This window comes from Cupriavidus sp. WKF15, from assembly GCF_029278605.1.
Classification (GTDB): Bacteria; Pseudomonadota; Gammaproteobacteria; order Burkholderiales; family Burkholderiaceae; genus Cupriavidus.
In genome coordinates, this window is record NZ_CP119572.1 from 3,367,360 (window position 1) to 3,379,608 (window position 12,249).

The window sequence follows — 12,249 nt, forward strand, 5'->3', positions numbered from 1 at the left end:
GATCAAGCTTCTCCTTTTTCATCCTTGCCGATCACGATCTTGGTGTCGGTCAGGAACTGGTATGGGGGAACATCGAGATTCTGTGGGGCCGGTTTGTTCTTGAAGACGCGGCCAGCCAGGTCGAAGGTGGAGCCGTGGCAGGGGCAGAGAAAACCGGGATCAGTGCCGAGCTGGGGATTGGAGCCGGCAACGAAGGGGCCCGAAGGCGAGCAGCCAAGGTGGGAGCAAATGCCCACGACGACCAGGAGGTCCTTGTGTTCCGCGCGGGAGCGGGTTTCGTTCTTGCAGTACTCCGGCGTCTTCATGGTGAAGGGAACGTCGGAGTTGGGGTCGGCGACTTCGCCGTCGGTCTTCTTGAGCGAGGCCAGCATCTCGTCGGTGCGGCGCAGGATCCAGACCGGCTTGCCGCGCCATTCGACCGTCATCATCTCGCCGGGCTTGAGGGCGCCGATATCGGCTTCCACTGGCGCGCCGGCCGCCTTGGCCTTCTCGGATGGTGCAAAGGTACTGACGAAAGGAACCGCTACTGCCACGCCTCCGACGCCGCCAGCGACGGATGTCGCGATCAACCAATTGCGGCGACCTTTATCCACGCTCTTCACGTCTTGCTGGTCACTCATTCCAAACCCCAGGGGAAGTCAATTTAGATTTTGCGTCAACCATAAATTGTACATGAGGCACCTCCGCGCGAGATAGGCGAAAAACCCGATGGGAATGTACGATTATCGGTCGAACGCGCTGATAGCCGTGTGCAAACTTGATTTCCGCGCATTGATGCGGCAGGCTTCTGGCCTTGAAGGCGTTCATTGCTAGCAAACAAGAAGGAGAAAGCCCCATGAGCATGATGTCGGAGTTCAAGACCTTCGCAATGCGCGGCAACGTGATCGACCTTGCGGTCGGTGTGATCATTGGTGCTGCATTCGGGAAAATCGTGGATTCGGTCGTCAATGACCTGATCATGCCGGTGATCGGGCGAATCGTTGGCAAGCTGGATTTTTCCAATATGTTCATTACGCTGGCGGAGCCACCGGCAGGCACGACGATGACGCTGGACGCATTGAAGAAAGCGGGCGTGCCGGTGTTTGCTTACGGCAATTTCCTGACCATTGTGGTCAACTTCGTGATTCTGGCCTTCATCATTTTCCTGATGGTGCGGGCATTCAATAAGATGCGCGCGGAAGCGCCGGCAGCCCCGGCGGAACCGCCGCCGACGCCCGAGGATATCGCCCTGCTGCGTGAAATCCGCGACAGCCTGAAAGCCCGCCAGCCTTGATTCGGCAAGTTCAGGATTCTGACAAGACAACGGCCCCAGTGGGGGCCGTTTTTATTGATACGCGTCAAACAGGATTGGGAATGTCGATGAAGGTGTGGTGCAGGCCGAAGCGCTGCGCCACATGCTCGCCGAGCGAGCGAATGCCGTAGCGCTCGGTGGCATGGTGCCCGGCCGCGAGATAGGCCACGCCACTTTCGCGTGCGAGGTGCGTGGTCTGCTCGGAAACTTCGCCGCTCAGATAGGCATCGACGCCCGCTGCGACGGCAGCATCGAAATAGCCTTGCGCACCGCCGGTGCACCACCCTACCGTGCGGATCATCTGGTCGGGGTCGCCGATTGCGAGCGGCTCACGACCGAGCACGCCGCCCACGTGCGCGGCGAATGCCTGCAGCGGCATCGGCGCAGGCAGCGTGCCGGTCCAGCCGAGCTGATCGTCGCTGAAGCGGCCCGTCGGGGTGAAGCCTAGCTGCAGTGCAAGCTGGGCGTTGTTGCCGAATTCCGGATGGTTATCGAGCGGCAGGTGATAGGCGAACAGGTTGACGTCTGCCGCCAGCAGCCGTTTGAGGCGTGCATGCTTCTGGCCAACCACGCGCGCATCCTCGTTTTTCCAGAAGTAACCGTGGTGCACCAGGATGGCCTGCGCGCCGGCTTCGACGGCCGCCTCGACCAGAGCGAGGCTGGCCGTCACTCCCGTCACGAGGTGTGTGACTTCGGCGTTGCCTTGCACTTGCAGACCATTGGGACAATAGTCCTTGTAGCGGGAAACCTCCAATAGGTCGTTCAAGTACAATTCCAGCTCTTTAGTCTTCATTTTTTGCTCAAACTCCAATATGTTGCGGCGCTTTTGGCTGTTCTTTGCGCAGGCTGTCACCGTCGTGCTGGCAGTCTGGTTCGTCGTCGCCACGCTCAAGCCCGAGTGGCTTCAGAGGGGGCGTGTCGCGGTGCAGTCAGGGTCGCCTATCGTGGCGCTGAAGGAAGTCGTGCCCAATGTGACCGGCGCTGCCGCGGAAGGGTCTTATAGCGAAGCTGCGCGGCTGGCGATGCCTGCCGTGGTGAATATTTTTACCAGCAAGAACGGCACCCGGCGCTCGCCCCACCCGCAGGCCGAGGATCCGTGGTTCCGCTTCTTCTTCGGCGACCGCCTGCCGGAGCGCCAGGAGCCGGTGTCCAGCCTGGGATCGGGCGTCATTGTCAGTGCCGAGGGTTACATTCTAACCAACCACCACGTGGTCGACGGCGCCGATGAAATCGAGGTGGCGCTGACCGACGGCCGCAAAGCCAACGCCAAGGTGGTGGGCTCGGACCCCGAGACCGACCTGGCGGTACTGAAGATCTCGCTGAAGGAACTGCCGGCCATCACGCTGGGCCGGCTGGAGAACGTCAAGGTCGGCGACGTGGTGCTGGCGATCGGCAACCCATTCGGCGTCGGCCAGACCGTGACGATGGGTATCGTCTCGGCGCTGGGCCGCAGCCACCTGGGGATCAATACGTTCGAGAACTTCATCCAGACGGATGCCGCCATCAACCCCGGCAATTCCGGCGGCGCGCTTGTCGACGCGCAGGGCAACCTGCTGGGCATCAACACGGCGATCTATTCGCGCTCGGGCGGGTCGCTCGGCATCGGCTTCGCGATTCCGGTATCGACGGCCAAGCAGGTGATGGAATCGATCATTTCGACCGGCAGCGTGACACGCGGCTGGATCGGCGTGGAGCCGCAGGACATGACGCCGGAGATCGCTGAATCGTTCGGGCTGGAGGCCAAGGAAGGCGCACTGATCGCGGCCGTGGTGCAAGGCGGCCCGGCCGACAAGGCAGGCGTGAAGCCCGGCGACGTGCTGACGTCCGTCGATGGCCAGTCCATCACGGATACCACGGCGCTGCTTAACGCGATCGCCCAGCTTAAGCCCGGCGCGGACGCCAAAATGAAGGTGATTCGGCGCGGCAAGCCGACCGAGCTGACAGTGACCATCGGCAAGCGGCCTCCGCCTCCGCGGCGTGCGCTGCCGTTAGATGAAGAGGAATAGCAGCGTCACTGCATGCTGATTGCTCCCCCGGAACCCCGCCCCTTGAACGGCGGGGTTTTTTGTTGCCTGGCGCTTCGCCGGCGTTGCAGGATGATCCCCTCTTCGCCTCGGCCTTCCCCATCGCCCGCTTGGACAGGCAACCAGACGGCTGGCGCCGTATCTATGGAAACGCTCACACCTATTGTCCAGGCGCCCGATATACCGCAGCTTGCGCGAAGCATCCACCCCGCGCGACGTCTGGCACCGTCCCCCAGTACCCGCGTGCAAATCGGACGTGTCGTTCGCACCCTGGCCGTGCCACCCACGACTGCCGTCACTGGCGCGCGGACGACAAAACAAAACGCCGGCATCCTTTCAGATGCCGGCGTTTTTCAAGTCAATCTACAGCGGGCCTAGGCCCGCGTCAGATTAGAACTTGTGGCGGATACCGACGGTAGCGCCGAACTGGCTGTCACCCTTGCCGGTCGCGTCAACGTTGGTCTTGCCGAAGCCGCTAACACCCAGATTCGAGTTGTTGCGGTTGTAGGCGTAGGCCAGGCTCAGGTAAGCGTCGGTGCGCTTCGACAGAGCGTAGTCAGCCGTGGCAACGAACAGCCACGGATCAGCCTTGTTGCCGCGGAAGTCTTGGTAGTAGGCGGCGCCCGTCAGCGAGAATGCCGGCGTCACTTGGTAACCAGCACCCAGCCAGTACAGGTTCGACGAAGCCTTGGCACCAGTCAGAGCTTGTGCGCTCAGGCCCAGGAACGGGATCGTGCCCAGGTCAACACCCTTGGCCCAACGATAGCCGGCGAACAGCTTGGCCGGACCGAAGGCGTACGTACCAGCCAGCGAAGCGCGGCGAACCACGGCGTCCGGATTGGCGGTGAAGCCCAGGTTGGTTTCGTCATAGACGGCGCCCACGGAGAACGGACCACCAGCGTAGGTCAGGCCCAGGCTGTACTCGCGGCCAATTTTCCACGTGCCCGGAACTTCACCCTGGTTACCCTGGAAGACGCCAGCAGCGCCGCCGGTGTTCGAGCCGAAGCTGTACAGCGCGTTTGCGGTCAGGCCACCGAAGGTACCGATGTACTTGATCGAGTTGTCGGCACGGCCCGCGAAAGCGCCATCCTGAGCGGTGATCGAGTAGTTCGACGAAATGGCCATCGGGTCGAACTGCAGACCGAAGTCATAGAACGGGGTCTGGTGACGACCCAGAGTCAGCTGGCCGTACTGGCTGCCGACACCGACGTAGGCCTGGCGACCGAACAGACGGCTGTCGTTGCCCATCTTGCCGTCGTCAACGGTGAAACCGCTTTCCAGCACGAACAGACCCTTCAGGCCGCCGCCCAGGTCTTCCACGCCACGCAGGCCCCAACGGCTGCCCGACTGGCCGCCCGAGATCAGACGGGTCACGCTGTGGCCGGAGCCCACGCCTTGGGACAGGTTAGCGGGCTGGTTGTTCTGATATTCGATACCAGCGTCAACAACACCGTACAGGGTTACGCTCGACTGGGCATACGCGCCACCAGCAGCCAGGGCGGCGACGGCAGCAGCAAACAGTTTCATCTTCATATCGACACTTTCCTTGTCAACTGATTGGGAAATCTTGGTTGCCCAAGTGCTTGGGCGACGCATTAACTTTCACGTCTGCTGCGTATTATGGGCCAGCGTCCCCGGCCGTCAGAAGGCTTTTTCGGCGTAAACCGCGTATACGGTTGCTTTTTGTTGTGATCGAACAACAGAAATGGGGAACGAATTCCCCATTTTGGTGCGAAATTACCGCTTTCGCTGTCCTGCAGACTCAATCGGCCTGCGTTTCTCCCGCCGCATCCGTGTCGGCTTCGGGCCGCCCTACAAAGCGCGCCATAAGCAGCCCAAGTTCGTATAGCGCGATCAAGGGAACGGCGAGAAGCAGCTGGGAAAGCACATCCGGCGGCGTAACGACGGCCGCAATGATGAAGGCACCGACGATCACATAGGGACGGACTTGCTTGAGCTTTTCAAGCTCCACGACGCCAAAGCGAACCAATACGATCACGACCACCGGCACCTCGAAGGTGATGCCGAACGCGAGGAACATGGTCATGGCAAAGCTCAGATACTTGTCGATATCCGTCGACATGTCCGCACCGAGCGGAGCGTTGTAGTGCGCCATGAAGTGGAAGACGGTCGGGAAGACCAGGAAGTACGCAAACGCCACGCCGCACAGGAACAGCACGTAGCTGCTGCTGACGAGCGGCAGGATCAGCCGCTTCTCGTGCTGGTACAGGCCCGGCGCGACAAATTGCCAGATCTGGTACAGCACCCACGGCAAGGCGATCAGGAAGGCGACCAGCAGCGTGACCTTCATCGGCACGAAGAAGGAGCCGGTGACATCGGTCACGATCATCTTGCCGCCCTTGGGCAGCGACTCCATCAGCGGGCGCGCGAACAGGTTGAAGATGACCGGAGCCCAGTACACCAGTCCCACGAAGACGAGGATGATGCCGGCCACCGCCTTGACCAGGCGTTCACGCAGCTCGACCAGGTGGGAAATGAAGGTTTCCTGCTGCGATTCGTCTTGGGGATCGTTGGACCGGTTGTCGCTCATGGCGTGGACCGCTCAGCCGTGGCGGCTGGCATTTGGATTTCGGTGATACCGCTTGCGCGGCAGGCATTGCCGATGGCGCGGGCAGCAAGCGTGCTGCCGCGCGGCCAGGCTCATTCGAAGAAGGATCGGGCCCGCCCGGCAGCCGGACGGTGTCGTTTGACGCGCGCAGCGCCGGACTGGACCCAGACGCGGACGTTGTGCTGTCGCTTGAACCAGAGCGGGCGCGCCCCCTGCTTGACCCTCCAGCTCTTGCGGCCGTTGTGCGACTTGTGAGCCGAGTCCCAGGTCGGCGAGAAGTTCGAAGCGTCACTGCCCGCTTGGGCAGACCCGTCGATACCGCCCAGCGCTTCGTTCAGCGCCTGCGTCTGCTCGCTGACCTCCTTGTGGATCGTGCGCTCCACGTCGCGCGCGGCATCCTCGAATTCCGTGCGCATCTTGCGCAGTTCCTCGAGCTCCACCTCGCGGCTGACTTCAGCCTTGACGTCATTGATATAGCGCTGCGCGCGCCCGACCAGCGCGCCCACGGTGCGCGCCACGCGTGGCAGGCGTTCGGGGCCGATCACGATCAGCGCCACGGCGCCGATCAGCGCCAGCTTCGAAATGCCAAGGTCGATCATGCGGGCGTCAGGCGGATTACTGCCGGGGCAAGAATCATCGGGCGTGCAACCACTGAGTGCGGAGACGGGGCGAAAAATGAAAAAGCGGCGATGCCAGGTTTATTGCTGGCGGCTCTTTTCCTTGGCGTCCACGTCGATCGTGGTGGAATCACGCAGTTCCTTGGCCTGCGCCGGCTTGTCGTCGGTGCCTTCCTTCATGCCGTCCTTGAAGCCCTTGACCGCACCGCCCAGGTCCTGGCCGATATTGCGCAGCTTCTTGGTACCGAAAACGAGCATGACGATCACCAGAACGATCAGCCAATGCCAGATGCTAAACGAACCCATTTCTTGCTCCTGATGAAGCCGCGGGCGTTACCTGTTGCCGCCCGGACCCGTTGTTCCGTCCGAATTTGGCTGCGCCGGGCGACGGTTGCCGGCGCAGCGTCCGGCCCGCGCACGCGGTCCGGCTCCTCATGCTTCGTCTGCCCGCTCAGGGCAGTGGCACCTTCCACTGGTTGCGGGGCCCACCAAGCACATGTACGTGCAGGTGGTAGACCTCCTGGCCGCCATCCGGTCCGGTATTGATCACCGTCCGAAAGCCGTTGCCGCACCCTGCCGCGCGCGCCAGTTGGGGCACCTTCAGCATCATTCTAGCAAGCACCTCTCCTTCGGCCGGACCACACTCCGCCAGCGAGTCGATATGTGACTTGGGAATCAGCAGGAAGTGTACCGGGGCCTTGGGGTGGATATCGTGGAAGGCCATGATGTCATCGTCTTCATAAACTTTCCGCGACGGAATCTGGCCGGCCACAATCTTGCAGAAGATGCAATTATCCAGGGAATTCATGAAGTTTTCGTTGCGATGTCGGGCGCACACCAGCGCCGCGGCATACCTGAGCGCTAAATGCCCTGCTCCGCATACATCGGCTTGCTGTCATTAAGGTAGAGCCAGCCCTTGACGATACGATACAGCATCCACAGGGACAGTACCGCCCACACCGCGAAGGCCAGCGGAATCAGCACCACGCTGACGAAAAACACCCCGCCAAGCACCGCCCAGGCCACCGACCACCAGAACGAGCGGATTTGCCACGCGAAGTGCGATGCATACAGCGTGCCGCGCGCATCGTCGCGCTTGACGTAGTCGACGATGATGGCAATCAGCGCCGTCACGCCGCCGGTCAGCCAGAAGATGGCATACAGCGCATAAAGGATGTGCATCAGCTTGCGCAGGCTGCCGAGCCGTTCGCTGTCGCTGATGGTGACCTGCCCCGTGTAGTCGTTCGCCATGCTCGCCCTCCCGATTCCAGTCGCCGGCGGATTGGCGCCAGCCGTCAGCCCTGTTCCTTGCGACTGGCTTTTTCCTCAAGGCCGGACAGCCCTTCCCGGCGCGCCAGCTCGTTGACGACATCCGCCGGCCCCAGGCCGAAGTTGGCCAGCAGCACCATGGTATGGAACCACAGGTCCGCCACTTCGTAGACGACTTTGTCCGCGTCGGCGCCGGACTTGCCGGCCGCGCGCGCGTCCTTGGCAGCCATCACGGTCTCGGTGGCTTCCTCGCCGATCTTCTTGAGGATGGCATCGTCGCCCTTGCGGAACAGCCGCGCGACGTACGATTTCTCGGGGTCACCGCCGTTTTCCGGCTTGCGCGATTCCAGCACCGCGGCGAGGCGTGCCAGTACATCGGCACCGGCGGAGTGGGATTCGGTCATGACTTTGCGTTGTAGATTTGGGAAGGATCCTTGAGCACCGGCTCGACGGTCTGCCAGTCGCCGGTCTCGGCATCGCCTTCGAACTTCTGGAAAAAGCACGAATGCCGGCCGGTATGGCAGGCAATGTTGTCGACCTGCGTGACCTTCAGCAGCACCACGTCCTCGTCGCAGTCCAGGCGCATCTCGTGCACCTTCTGCACGTGGCCGGACTCCTCGCCCTTGTGCCACAAGCGCTTGCGCGAGCGCGACCAGAACACGGCCTCGCCGAGTTCAGCCGTCTTCTGCAGCGCATCGCGGTTCATGAACGCGAACATCAGCACGTCATTGGTGCCGACTTCCTGGACGATCACCGGCACCAGGCCGTTATCGTCCCACTTGACCTTGTTGAGCCATTTCTTTGCCATGATCAGATCCGCACGGGGATGCCCTCGCGGGCCATGAATGCCTTTGCCTCGCCAACCGTATGCTGGCCGTAGTGGAAGATGCTGGCGGCCAGCACCGCATCGGCGTGCCCGAGCCGGATGCCGTCGGCCAGGTCCTGCAGGCTGCCGACTCCGCCCGAGGCAATCACGGGAACCGGCACCGCGTCGCTCACGGCGCGCGTCAGCTCCAGGTCGAAGCCGCTCTTGGTGCCGTCGCGGTCCATGCTGGTCAGCAGGATCTCGCCGGCGCCGCGCGCGGCCATTTCCTTCGCCCACGCCACCGCATCCAGCCCCGTGGCCTTGCGCCCGCCGTGCGTGAAGACTTCCCAGCGCGGCGGCTCACCCGGCGCCGAGCTGCGCTTGGCGTCGATGGCCACCACAATGCACTGCGAGCCGTACTTGCCGGTCGCATCCGACACCAGTTGCGGATTGGCGATGGCCGACGAATTGACGCTGATCTTGTCGGCCCCGGCGTTGAGCAGGCGCCGCACGTCTTCCACGGCGCGCACGCCGCCGCCAACGGTAAGCGGGATAAAGACCTGCGAAGCCACCGCCTCGATGATATGGAGGATCAGGTCGCGCCCGTCGCTGGTCGCGGTGATGTCAAGGAAAGTGATTTCATCGGCGCCCTGCTCGTCATAGCGGCGCGCGATTTCCACGGGGTCGCCCGCATCGCGCAGCTCGACGAAGTTGACGCCCTTGACCACCCGCCCGTTCGTCACATCGAGGCAGGGGATGATACGTTTGGCTAGCATGAGATTCCTTGTCCGCCGCGGACCCGGTCATGGCCCGGCGGCGGCGGCGCCCCGCAGGGCGCATTGGCTTATTCCCCGGTGCTCAGCTTGTCCGCGCGCGCCTGCGCGTCGGCAAAATTGAGATCGCCGGAATAGATGGCACGGCCGCAGATGACGCCTTCCACGCCGTCGTTCTCCACGGCGCACAGGTTGTCGATATCGGTCAGGTTGGACAGCCCGCCGCTGGCGATCACCGGGATCGACATCGACTGCGCCAGCTTCACGGTAGCGTCGATATTGATTCCCTGCAGCATGCCGTCACGGCCGATGTCGGTATAGATAATGGCTTCCACGCCATAGTCTTCGTACTTGCGGGCAAGATCCGCCACTTCGTGGCCGGTCAGCTTGCTCCAGCCGTCAGTGGCGACCTTGCCGTCCTTGGCGTCGAGGCCGACGATGATGTGGCCGCCGAAGGCCGAGCAGGCGTCCTTCAGGAAGCCAGGGTTCTTCACCGCGGCGGTGCCGATGATGACGTACGACAGGCCATCGTCCAGCCATCGCTCGATGGTATTCAGATCGCGGATGCCACCGCCGAGCTGCACCGGGATCTCGTCGCCGACTTCGGCGATGATGGCCCTGATGGCGGCTTCATTGCGGGGCTTGCCGACAAATGCGCCGTTGAGATCGACCAGGTGCAGGCGGCGCGCACCCTGATTGACCCAGTGACGTGCCATGGCGGCGGGATCTTCGGAAAAGACGGTGGCCTGGTCCATGTCGCCTTGCTTGAGGCGTACACACTGACCGTCCTTCAGGTCGATGGCCGGAATGAGCAACATAATCGTGACGAGCGTGGTTGAGTGAGTGAGATAGAGCCAGACTGGCCAACAGCCGGAAAGTCCGGGTCAATAGGCAAGCATTCCTGGATAGCGTTGACTGGCTCGGATCGGATCTTCAGGGATTCCAGTGCACGAAGTTCCGGTAAAGCTGCAGCCCCATGGCGGCGCTTTTTTCAGGGTGGAACTGCGTGGCAAAAATATTATCGCGTGCTACCGCGCTGGTAAACACACTCCCATATTCCGTTTCGCCGGCAATATGGGCCGGGTCCTGCGCGCGCACGAAATAGCTGTGCACGAAGTAAAACCAGCTTTCGTCCGGGACGCCATCCCACAGCGGATGGGGTCGGCACTGCCTGACGCGGTTCCAGCCCATCTGCGGCACCTTGAAGCGGGAACCATCCGGCTGGGTCATCCCGTCCAGCTCGAAGCGGATAACCTCGCCGGGCATCAGCCCCAGGCAAGGCGTCTTGTCGGTGCCGGGCCTGGCTTCGCGGCTATGTTCAAACAGCATCTGTTCGCCAACGCACACACCGAACATCGGCTTGCTGGCCGCCGCCTCGATCACCGCTTCCTGCAGCCCCGAAGCGCCCAGCGCCGACATGCAGTCAGGCATGGCGCCCTGCCCCGGCAACACCACGCGGTCAGCGCTGCGGATGCCTTCAGGGACATCCACCACGCGCACGTCCGCTTCCGGCGCCGCGGCACGCAAGGCCTGCGCCACCGAGCGCAGGTTGCCCATGCCGTAATCCACAATTGCTATGGTAGTCATGATTTCAAAACAGGCAATAATGTCTTCAGCCCGTCCACAATGAATTCAACGGCCAGCGCCGACAGGATCAGCCCCATCAGCCGCGTGCCGATATTGATGCCGGTACGCCCCACCACCCGGGCGATCGGATCCGCCGCGCGGAACACCGCGTACACCACCGCACCCAGCACCACGCCAATGCCGACCAGGATCAGCAACTGGTACCAGTGCTGCGTCTTGCCCGCATAGACGATCACGGTGCTGATCGAACCCGGGCCGGTCAGCAGCGGCAGCGCCAGCGGCACCACCGCGATGCTGGACCTGGCCTCGGCCTCGTCCTCTTCTTCCGGCGTGGCCTTGGTCCGGCTGGTCTGGGCGTTCAGCATGTTCATGGCCATCATGATCATGATGAGCCCGCCGCCCACCTGCAGTGACGCCACCGAGATATTGAAGAACTCGATGATCTGCTGGCCCAGCAGCGCCGATACCGCCACCACAATCGCCACCGAGACCGACGCGATCTTGATGGTACGCAGTTTTTCCCCTTCCGACTGCTGGCCGGTCAGGCTGATGAAGAACGGAATGGCGCCGATCGGGTTGATCAGCGCCAGCAGCGAGATGAACGACTTGAGCGTATCCATCGGTTGCGATCGGTTGCGGGTGGCCAGTGCCCCGGCCCAGTTTCGCGAAGTTCGGTCAGCGGGCGCCGCAACCAGCCGGCACGCCTTCGGTTCGGCAGCTGCTCAGAGCGTGCCCTTGGTCGATGGAATGGTATTCGCCGAACGTGGGTCCAGCTCCACCGCCATGCGCAGCGCCCGGCCAAAGGCCTTGAACACGGTCTCGCACTGGTGGTGGGCATTGATGCCCCGCAGATTGTCGACATGCAGGGTCACGCCCGCATGGTTGACGAAGCCACGGAAGAACTCGATGGTGAGGTCGACGTCGAAGCTGCCCACGCGCGCACGGGTGAACGGCACATGGAATTCCAGGCCCGGGCGGCCGGAAAAATCGATCACGACGCGCGACAGGCACTCGTCCAGCGGCACATAGCTGTGGCCGTAGCGGGTAATGCCCTTCTTGTCACCGATAGCCTTGGCGACCGCCTGGCCGAGGGTGATGCCGACGTCCTCCACGGTGTGGTGGTCGTCGATATGCGTATCGCCGGTAGCCTCGACTTCCAGGTCGAACATGCCGTGGCGGGCAATCTGGTCGAGCATGTGGTCGAGGAACGGCACGCCGGACGCCAGTTTCTGGCGGCCGGTGCCGTCAAGGTTCAGGGAAACGCGGATTTGCGTTTCCGATGTATTGCGGGTGACCTCTGCAACACGCATGGTG

Annotated in this window: 17 protein-coding genes; 2 read left to right on the forward strand and 15 right to left on the reverse strand. The window is 62.6% G+C overall.

Annotation, left to right across the window (positions count from 1 at the left end; genetic code table 11):
* Positions 1-2: 2 nt before the first annotated feature.
* Positions 3-620 (reverse strand): ubiquinol-cytochrome c reductase iron-sulfur subunit, encoded by a 618-nt coding sequence (petA, locus tag CupriaWKF_RS15585; RefSeq protein WP_276098731.1) that lies wholly within the window; start codon positions 618-620, stop codon positions 3-5.
* A 215-nt stretch (positions 621-835) separates the two neighbouring features.
* On the opposite strand from petA, the gene mscL reads away from it, so the two are divergent.
* Positions 836-1,273, forward strand: a complete 438-nt coding sequence (gene mscL / locus CupriaWKF_RS15590; RefSeq protein ID WP_276100832.1) for a large conductance mechanosensitive channel protein MscL — start codon at positions 836-838, stop codon at positions 1,271-1,273.
* Positions 1,274-1,337: 64 nt separating this feature from the next.
* Here the strand turns inward: mscL and CupriaWKF_RS15595 are convergent, their stop codons facing one another.
* On the reverse strand, positions 1,338-2,084 hold the full coding sequence (locus CupriaWKF_RS15595) for a Nif3-like dinuclear metal center hexameric protein (RefSeq protein ID WP_276100833.1): 747 nt from the start codon (positions 2,082-2,084) through the stop codon (positions 1,338-1,340).
* Between the two features lie 19 nt (positions 2,085-2,103).
* Between CupriaWKF_RS15595 and CupriaWKF_RS15600 the strand changes: the two genes are divergently transcribed.
* Positions 2,104-3,297, forward strand: a complete 1,194-nt coding sequence (locus CupriaWKF_RS15600; protein WP_276098732.1) for a Do family serine endopeptidase — start codon at positions 2,104-2,106, stop codon at positions 3,295-3,297.
* A 408-nt stretch (positions 3,298-3,705) separates the two neighbouring features.
* Here the strand turns inward: CupriaWKF_RS15600 and CupriaWKF_RS15605 are convergent, their stop codons facing one another.
* The 13 genes from CupriaWKF_RS15605 to hisB form a co-directional block, all read right to left on the reverse strand.
* Positions 3,706-4,848 carry a porin gene (locus tag CupriaWKF_RS15605; protein WP_276098733.1) on the reverse strand — a complete coding sequence of 381 codons (1,143 nt, stop codon included), beginning with the start codon at positions 4,846-4,848 and terminating at the stop codon, positions 3,706-3,708.
* A gap of 229 nt (positions 4,849-5,077) precedes the next feature.
* Positions 5,078-5,866, reverse strand: coding sequence for a twin-arginine translocase subunit TatC (gene tatC / locus CupriaWKF_RS15610; protein ID WP_276098734.1), 789 nt, complete (start codon positions 5,864-5,866; stop codon positions 5,078-5,080).
* A gap of 110 nt (positions 5,867-5,976) precedes the next feature.
* Entirely contained in the window at positions 5,977-6,483 is a 507-nt protein-coding gene (gene tatB, locus CupriaWKF_RS15615; protein ID WP_276098735.1) for a Sec-independent protein translocase protein TatB, read from the reverse strand.
* 99 nt (positions 6,484-6,582) lie between these two features.
* A complete protein-coding gene (tatA, locus tag CupriaWKF_RS15620; protein ID WP_224081447.1) occupies positions 6,583-6,807 on the reverse strand; it encodes a Sec-independent protein translocase subunit TatA in 225 nt (74 codons plus the stop codon).
* 145 nt (positions 6,808-6,952) lie between these two features.
* On the reverse strand, positions 6,953-7,309 hold the full coding sequence (locus CupriaWKF_RS15625) for a histidine triad nucleotide-binding protein (RefSeq protein ID WP_276098736.1): 357 nt from the start codon (positions 7,307-7,309) through the stop codon (positions 6,953-6,955).
* Between the two features lie 53 nt (positions 7,310-7,362).
* The gene (locus CupriaWKF_RS15630) at positions 7,363-7,752 is read right to left on the reverse strand and encodes a hypothetical protein (protein ID WP_276098737.1); all 390 of its coding nucleotides are present in this window, start codon (positions 7,750-7,752) and stop codon (positions 7,363-7,365) included.
* Positions 7,753-7,796: 44 nt separating this feature from the next.
* The gene (locus CupriaWKF_RS15635; protein WP_276098738.1) at positions 7,797-8,174 is read right to left on the reverse strand and encodes a phosphoribosyl-ATP diphosphatase; all 378 of its coding nucleotides are present in this window, start codon (positions 8,172-8,174) and stop codon (positions 7,797-7,799) included.
* On the reverse strand, positions 8,171-8,578 hold the full coding sequence (gene hisI / locus CupriaWKF_RS15640) for a phosphoribosyl-AMP cyclohydrolase (protein WP_276098739.1): 408 nt from the start codon (positions 8,576-8,578) through the stop codon (positions 8,171-8,173). Before hisI ends, CupriaWKF_RS15635 begins: the two co-directional genes overlap by 4 nt.
* Before the next feature lie 2 nt (positions 8,579-8,580).
* On the reverse strand, positions 8,581-9,351 hold the full coding sequence (hisF, locus tag CupriaWKF_RS15645; RefSeq protein WP_276098740.1) for an imidazole glycerol phosphate synthase subunit HisF: 771 nt from the start codon (positions 9,349-9,351) through the stop codon (positions 8,581-8,583).
* Positions 9,352-9,419: 68 nt separating this feature from the next.
* Positions 9,420-10,166, reverse strand: a complete 747-nt coding sequence (gene hisA / locus CupriaWKF_RS15650; protein WP_276098741.1) for a 1-(5-phosphoribosyl)-5-[(5-phosphoribosylamino)methylideneamino]imidazole-4-carboxamide isomerase — start codon at positions 10,164-10,166, stop codon at positions 9,420-9,422.
* A gap of 115 nt (positions 10,167-10,281) precedes the next feature.
* The gene (gene hisH, locus CupriaWKF_RS15655) at positions 10,282-10,935 is read right to left on the reverse strand and encodes an imidazole glycerol phosphate synthase subunit HisH (RefSeq protein WP_276098742.1); all 654 of its coding nucleotides are present in this window, start codon (positions 10,933-10,935) and stop codon (positions 10,282-10,284) included.
* Positions 10,932-11,555: a YchE family NAAT transporter gene (locus CupriaWKF_RS15660; RefSeq protein WP_276098743.1), complete on the reverse strand. Its 624-nt coding sequence runs from the start codon at positions 11,553-11,555 to the stop codon at positions 10,932-10,934. Before CupriaWKF_RS15660 ends, hisH begins: the two co-directional genes overlap by 4 nt.
* 102 nt (positions 11,556-11,657) lie before the next feature.
* Positions 11,658-12,245, reverse strand: coding sequence for an imidazoleglycerol-phosphate dehydratase HisB (hisB, locus tag CupriaWKF_RS15665; RefSeq protein ID WP_276098744.1), 588 nt, complete (start codon positions 12,243-12,245; stop codon positions 11,658-11,660).
* Positions 12,246-12,249 lie beyond the last annotated feature (4 nt).

Excerpts from the sequence above, each read along its gene's own strand:
- CupriaWKF_RS15630 (WP_276098737.1), bottom strand. The coding sequence starts at position 7,752 with ATGGCGAACGACTACACGGGGCAGGTCACCATCAGCGACAGCGAACGG.
- hisA (WP_276098741.1), bottom strand. The coding sequence starts at position 10,166 with ATGTTGCTCATTCCGGCCATCGACCTGAAGGACGGTCAGTGTGTACGC.
- petA (WP_276098731.1), bottom strand. The coding sequence starts at position 620 with ATGAGTGACCAGCAAGACGTGAAGAGCGTGGATAAAGGTCGCCGCAAT.
- hisB (WP_276098744.1), bottom strand. The coding sequence starts at position 12,245 with ATGCGTGTTGCAGAGGTCACCCGCAATACATCGGAAACGCAAATCCGC.
- CupriaWKF_RS15595 (WP_276100833.1), bottom strand. The coding sequence starts at position 2,084 with ATGAAGACTAAAGAGCTGGAATTGTACTTGAACGACCTATTGGAGGTT.
- hisI (WP_276098739.1), bottom strand. The coding sequence starts at position 8,578 with ATGGCAAAGAAATGGCTCAACAAGGTCAAGTGGGACGATAACGGCCTG.
- tatC (WP_276098734.1), bottom strand. The coding sequence starts at position 5,866 with ATGAGCGACAACCGGTCCAACGATCCCCAAGACGAATCGCAGCAGGAA.
- tatA (WP_224081447.1), bottom strand. The coding sequence starts at position 6,807 with ATGGGTTCGTTTAGCATCTGGCATTGGCTGATCGTTCTGGTGATCGTC.
- hisH (WP_276098742.1), bottom strand. The coding sequence starts at position 10,935 with ATGACTACCATAGCAATTGTGGATTACGGCATGGGCAACCTGCGCTCG.
- CupriaWKF_RS15660 (WP_276098743.1), bottom strand. The coding sequence starts at position 11,555 with ATGGATACGCTCAAGTCGTTCATCTCGCTGCTGGCGCTGATCAACCCG.
- mscL (WP_276100832.1), top strand. The coding sequence starts at position 836 with ATGAGCATGATGTCGGAGTTCAAGACCTTCGCAATGCGCGGCAACGTG.
- tatB (WP_276098735.1), bottom strand. The coding sequence starts at position 6,483 with ATGATCGACCTTGGCATTTCGAAGCTGGCGCTGATCGGCGCCGTGGCG.
- CupriaWKF_RS15625 (WP_276098736.1), bottom strand. The coding sequence starts at position 7,309 with ATGAATTCCCTGGATAATTGCATCTTCTGCAAGATTGTGGCCGGCCAG.
- hisF (WP_276098740.1), bottom strand. The coding sequence starts at position 9,351 with ATGCTAGCCAAACGTATCATCCCCTGCCTCGATGTGACGAACGGGCGG.
- CupriaWKF_RS15635 (WP_276098738.1), bottom strand. The coding sequence starts at position 8,174 with ATGACCGAATCCCACTCCGCCGGTGCCGATGTACTGGCACGCCTCGCC.
- CupriaWKF_RS15605 (WP_276098733.1), bottom strand. The coding sequence starts at position 4,848 with ATGAAGATGAAACTGTTTGCTGCTGCCGTCGCCGCCCTGGCTGCTGGT.
- CupriaWKF_RS15600 (WP_276098732.1), top strand. The coding sequence starts at position 2,104 with ATGTTGCGGCGCTTTTGGCTGTTCTTTGCGCAGGCTGTCACCGTCGTG.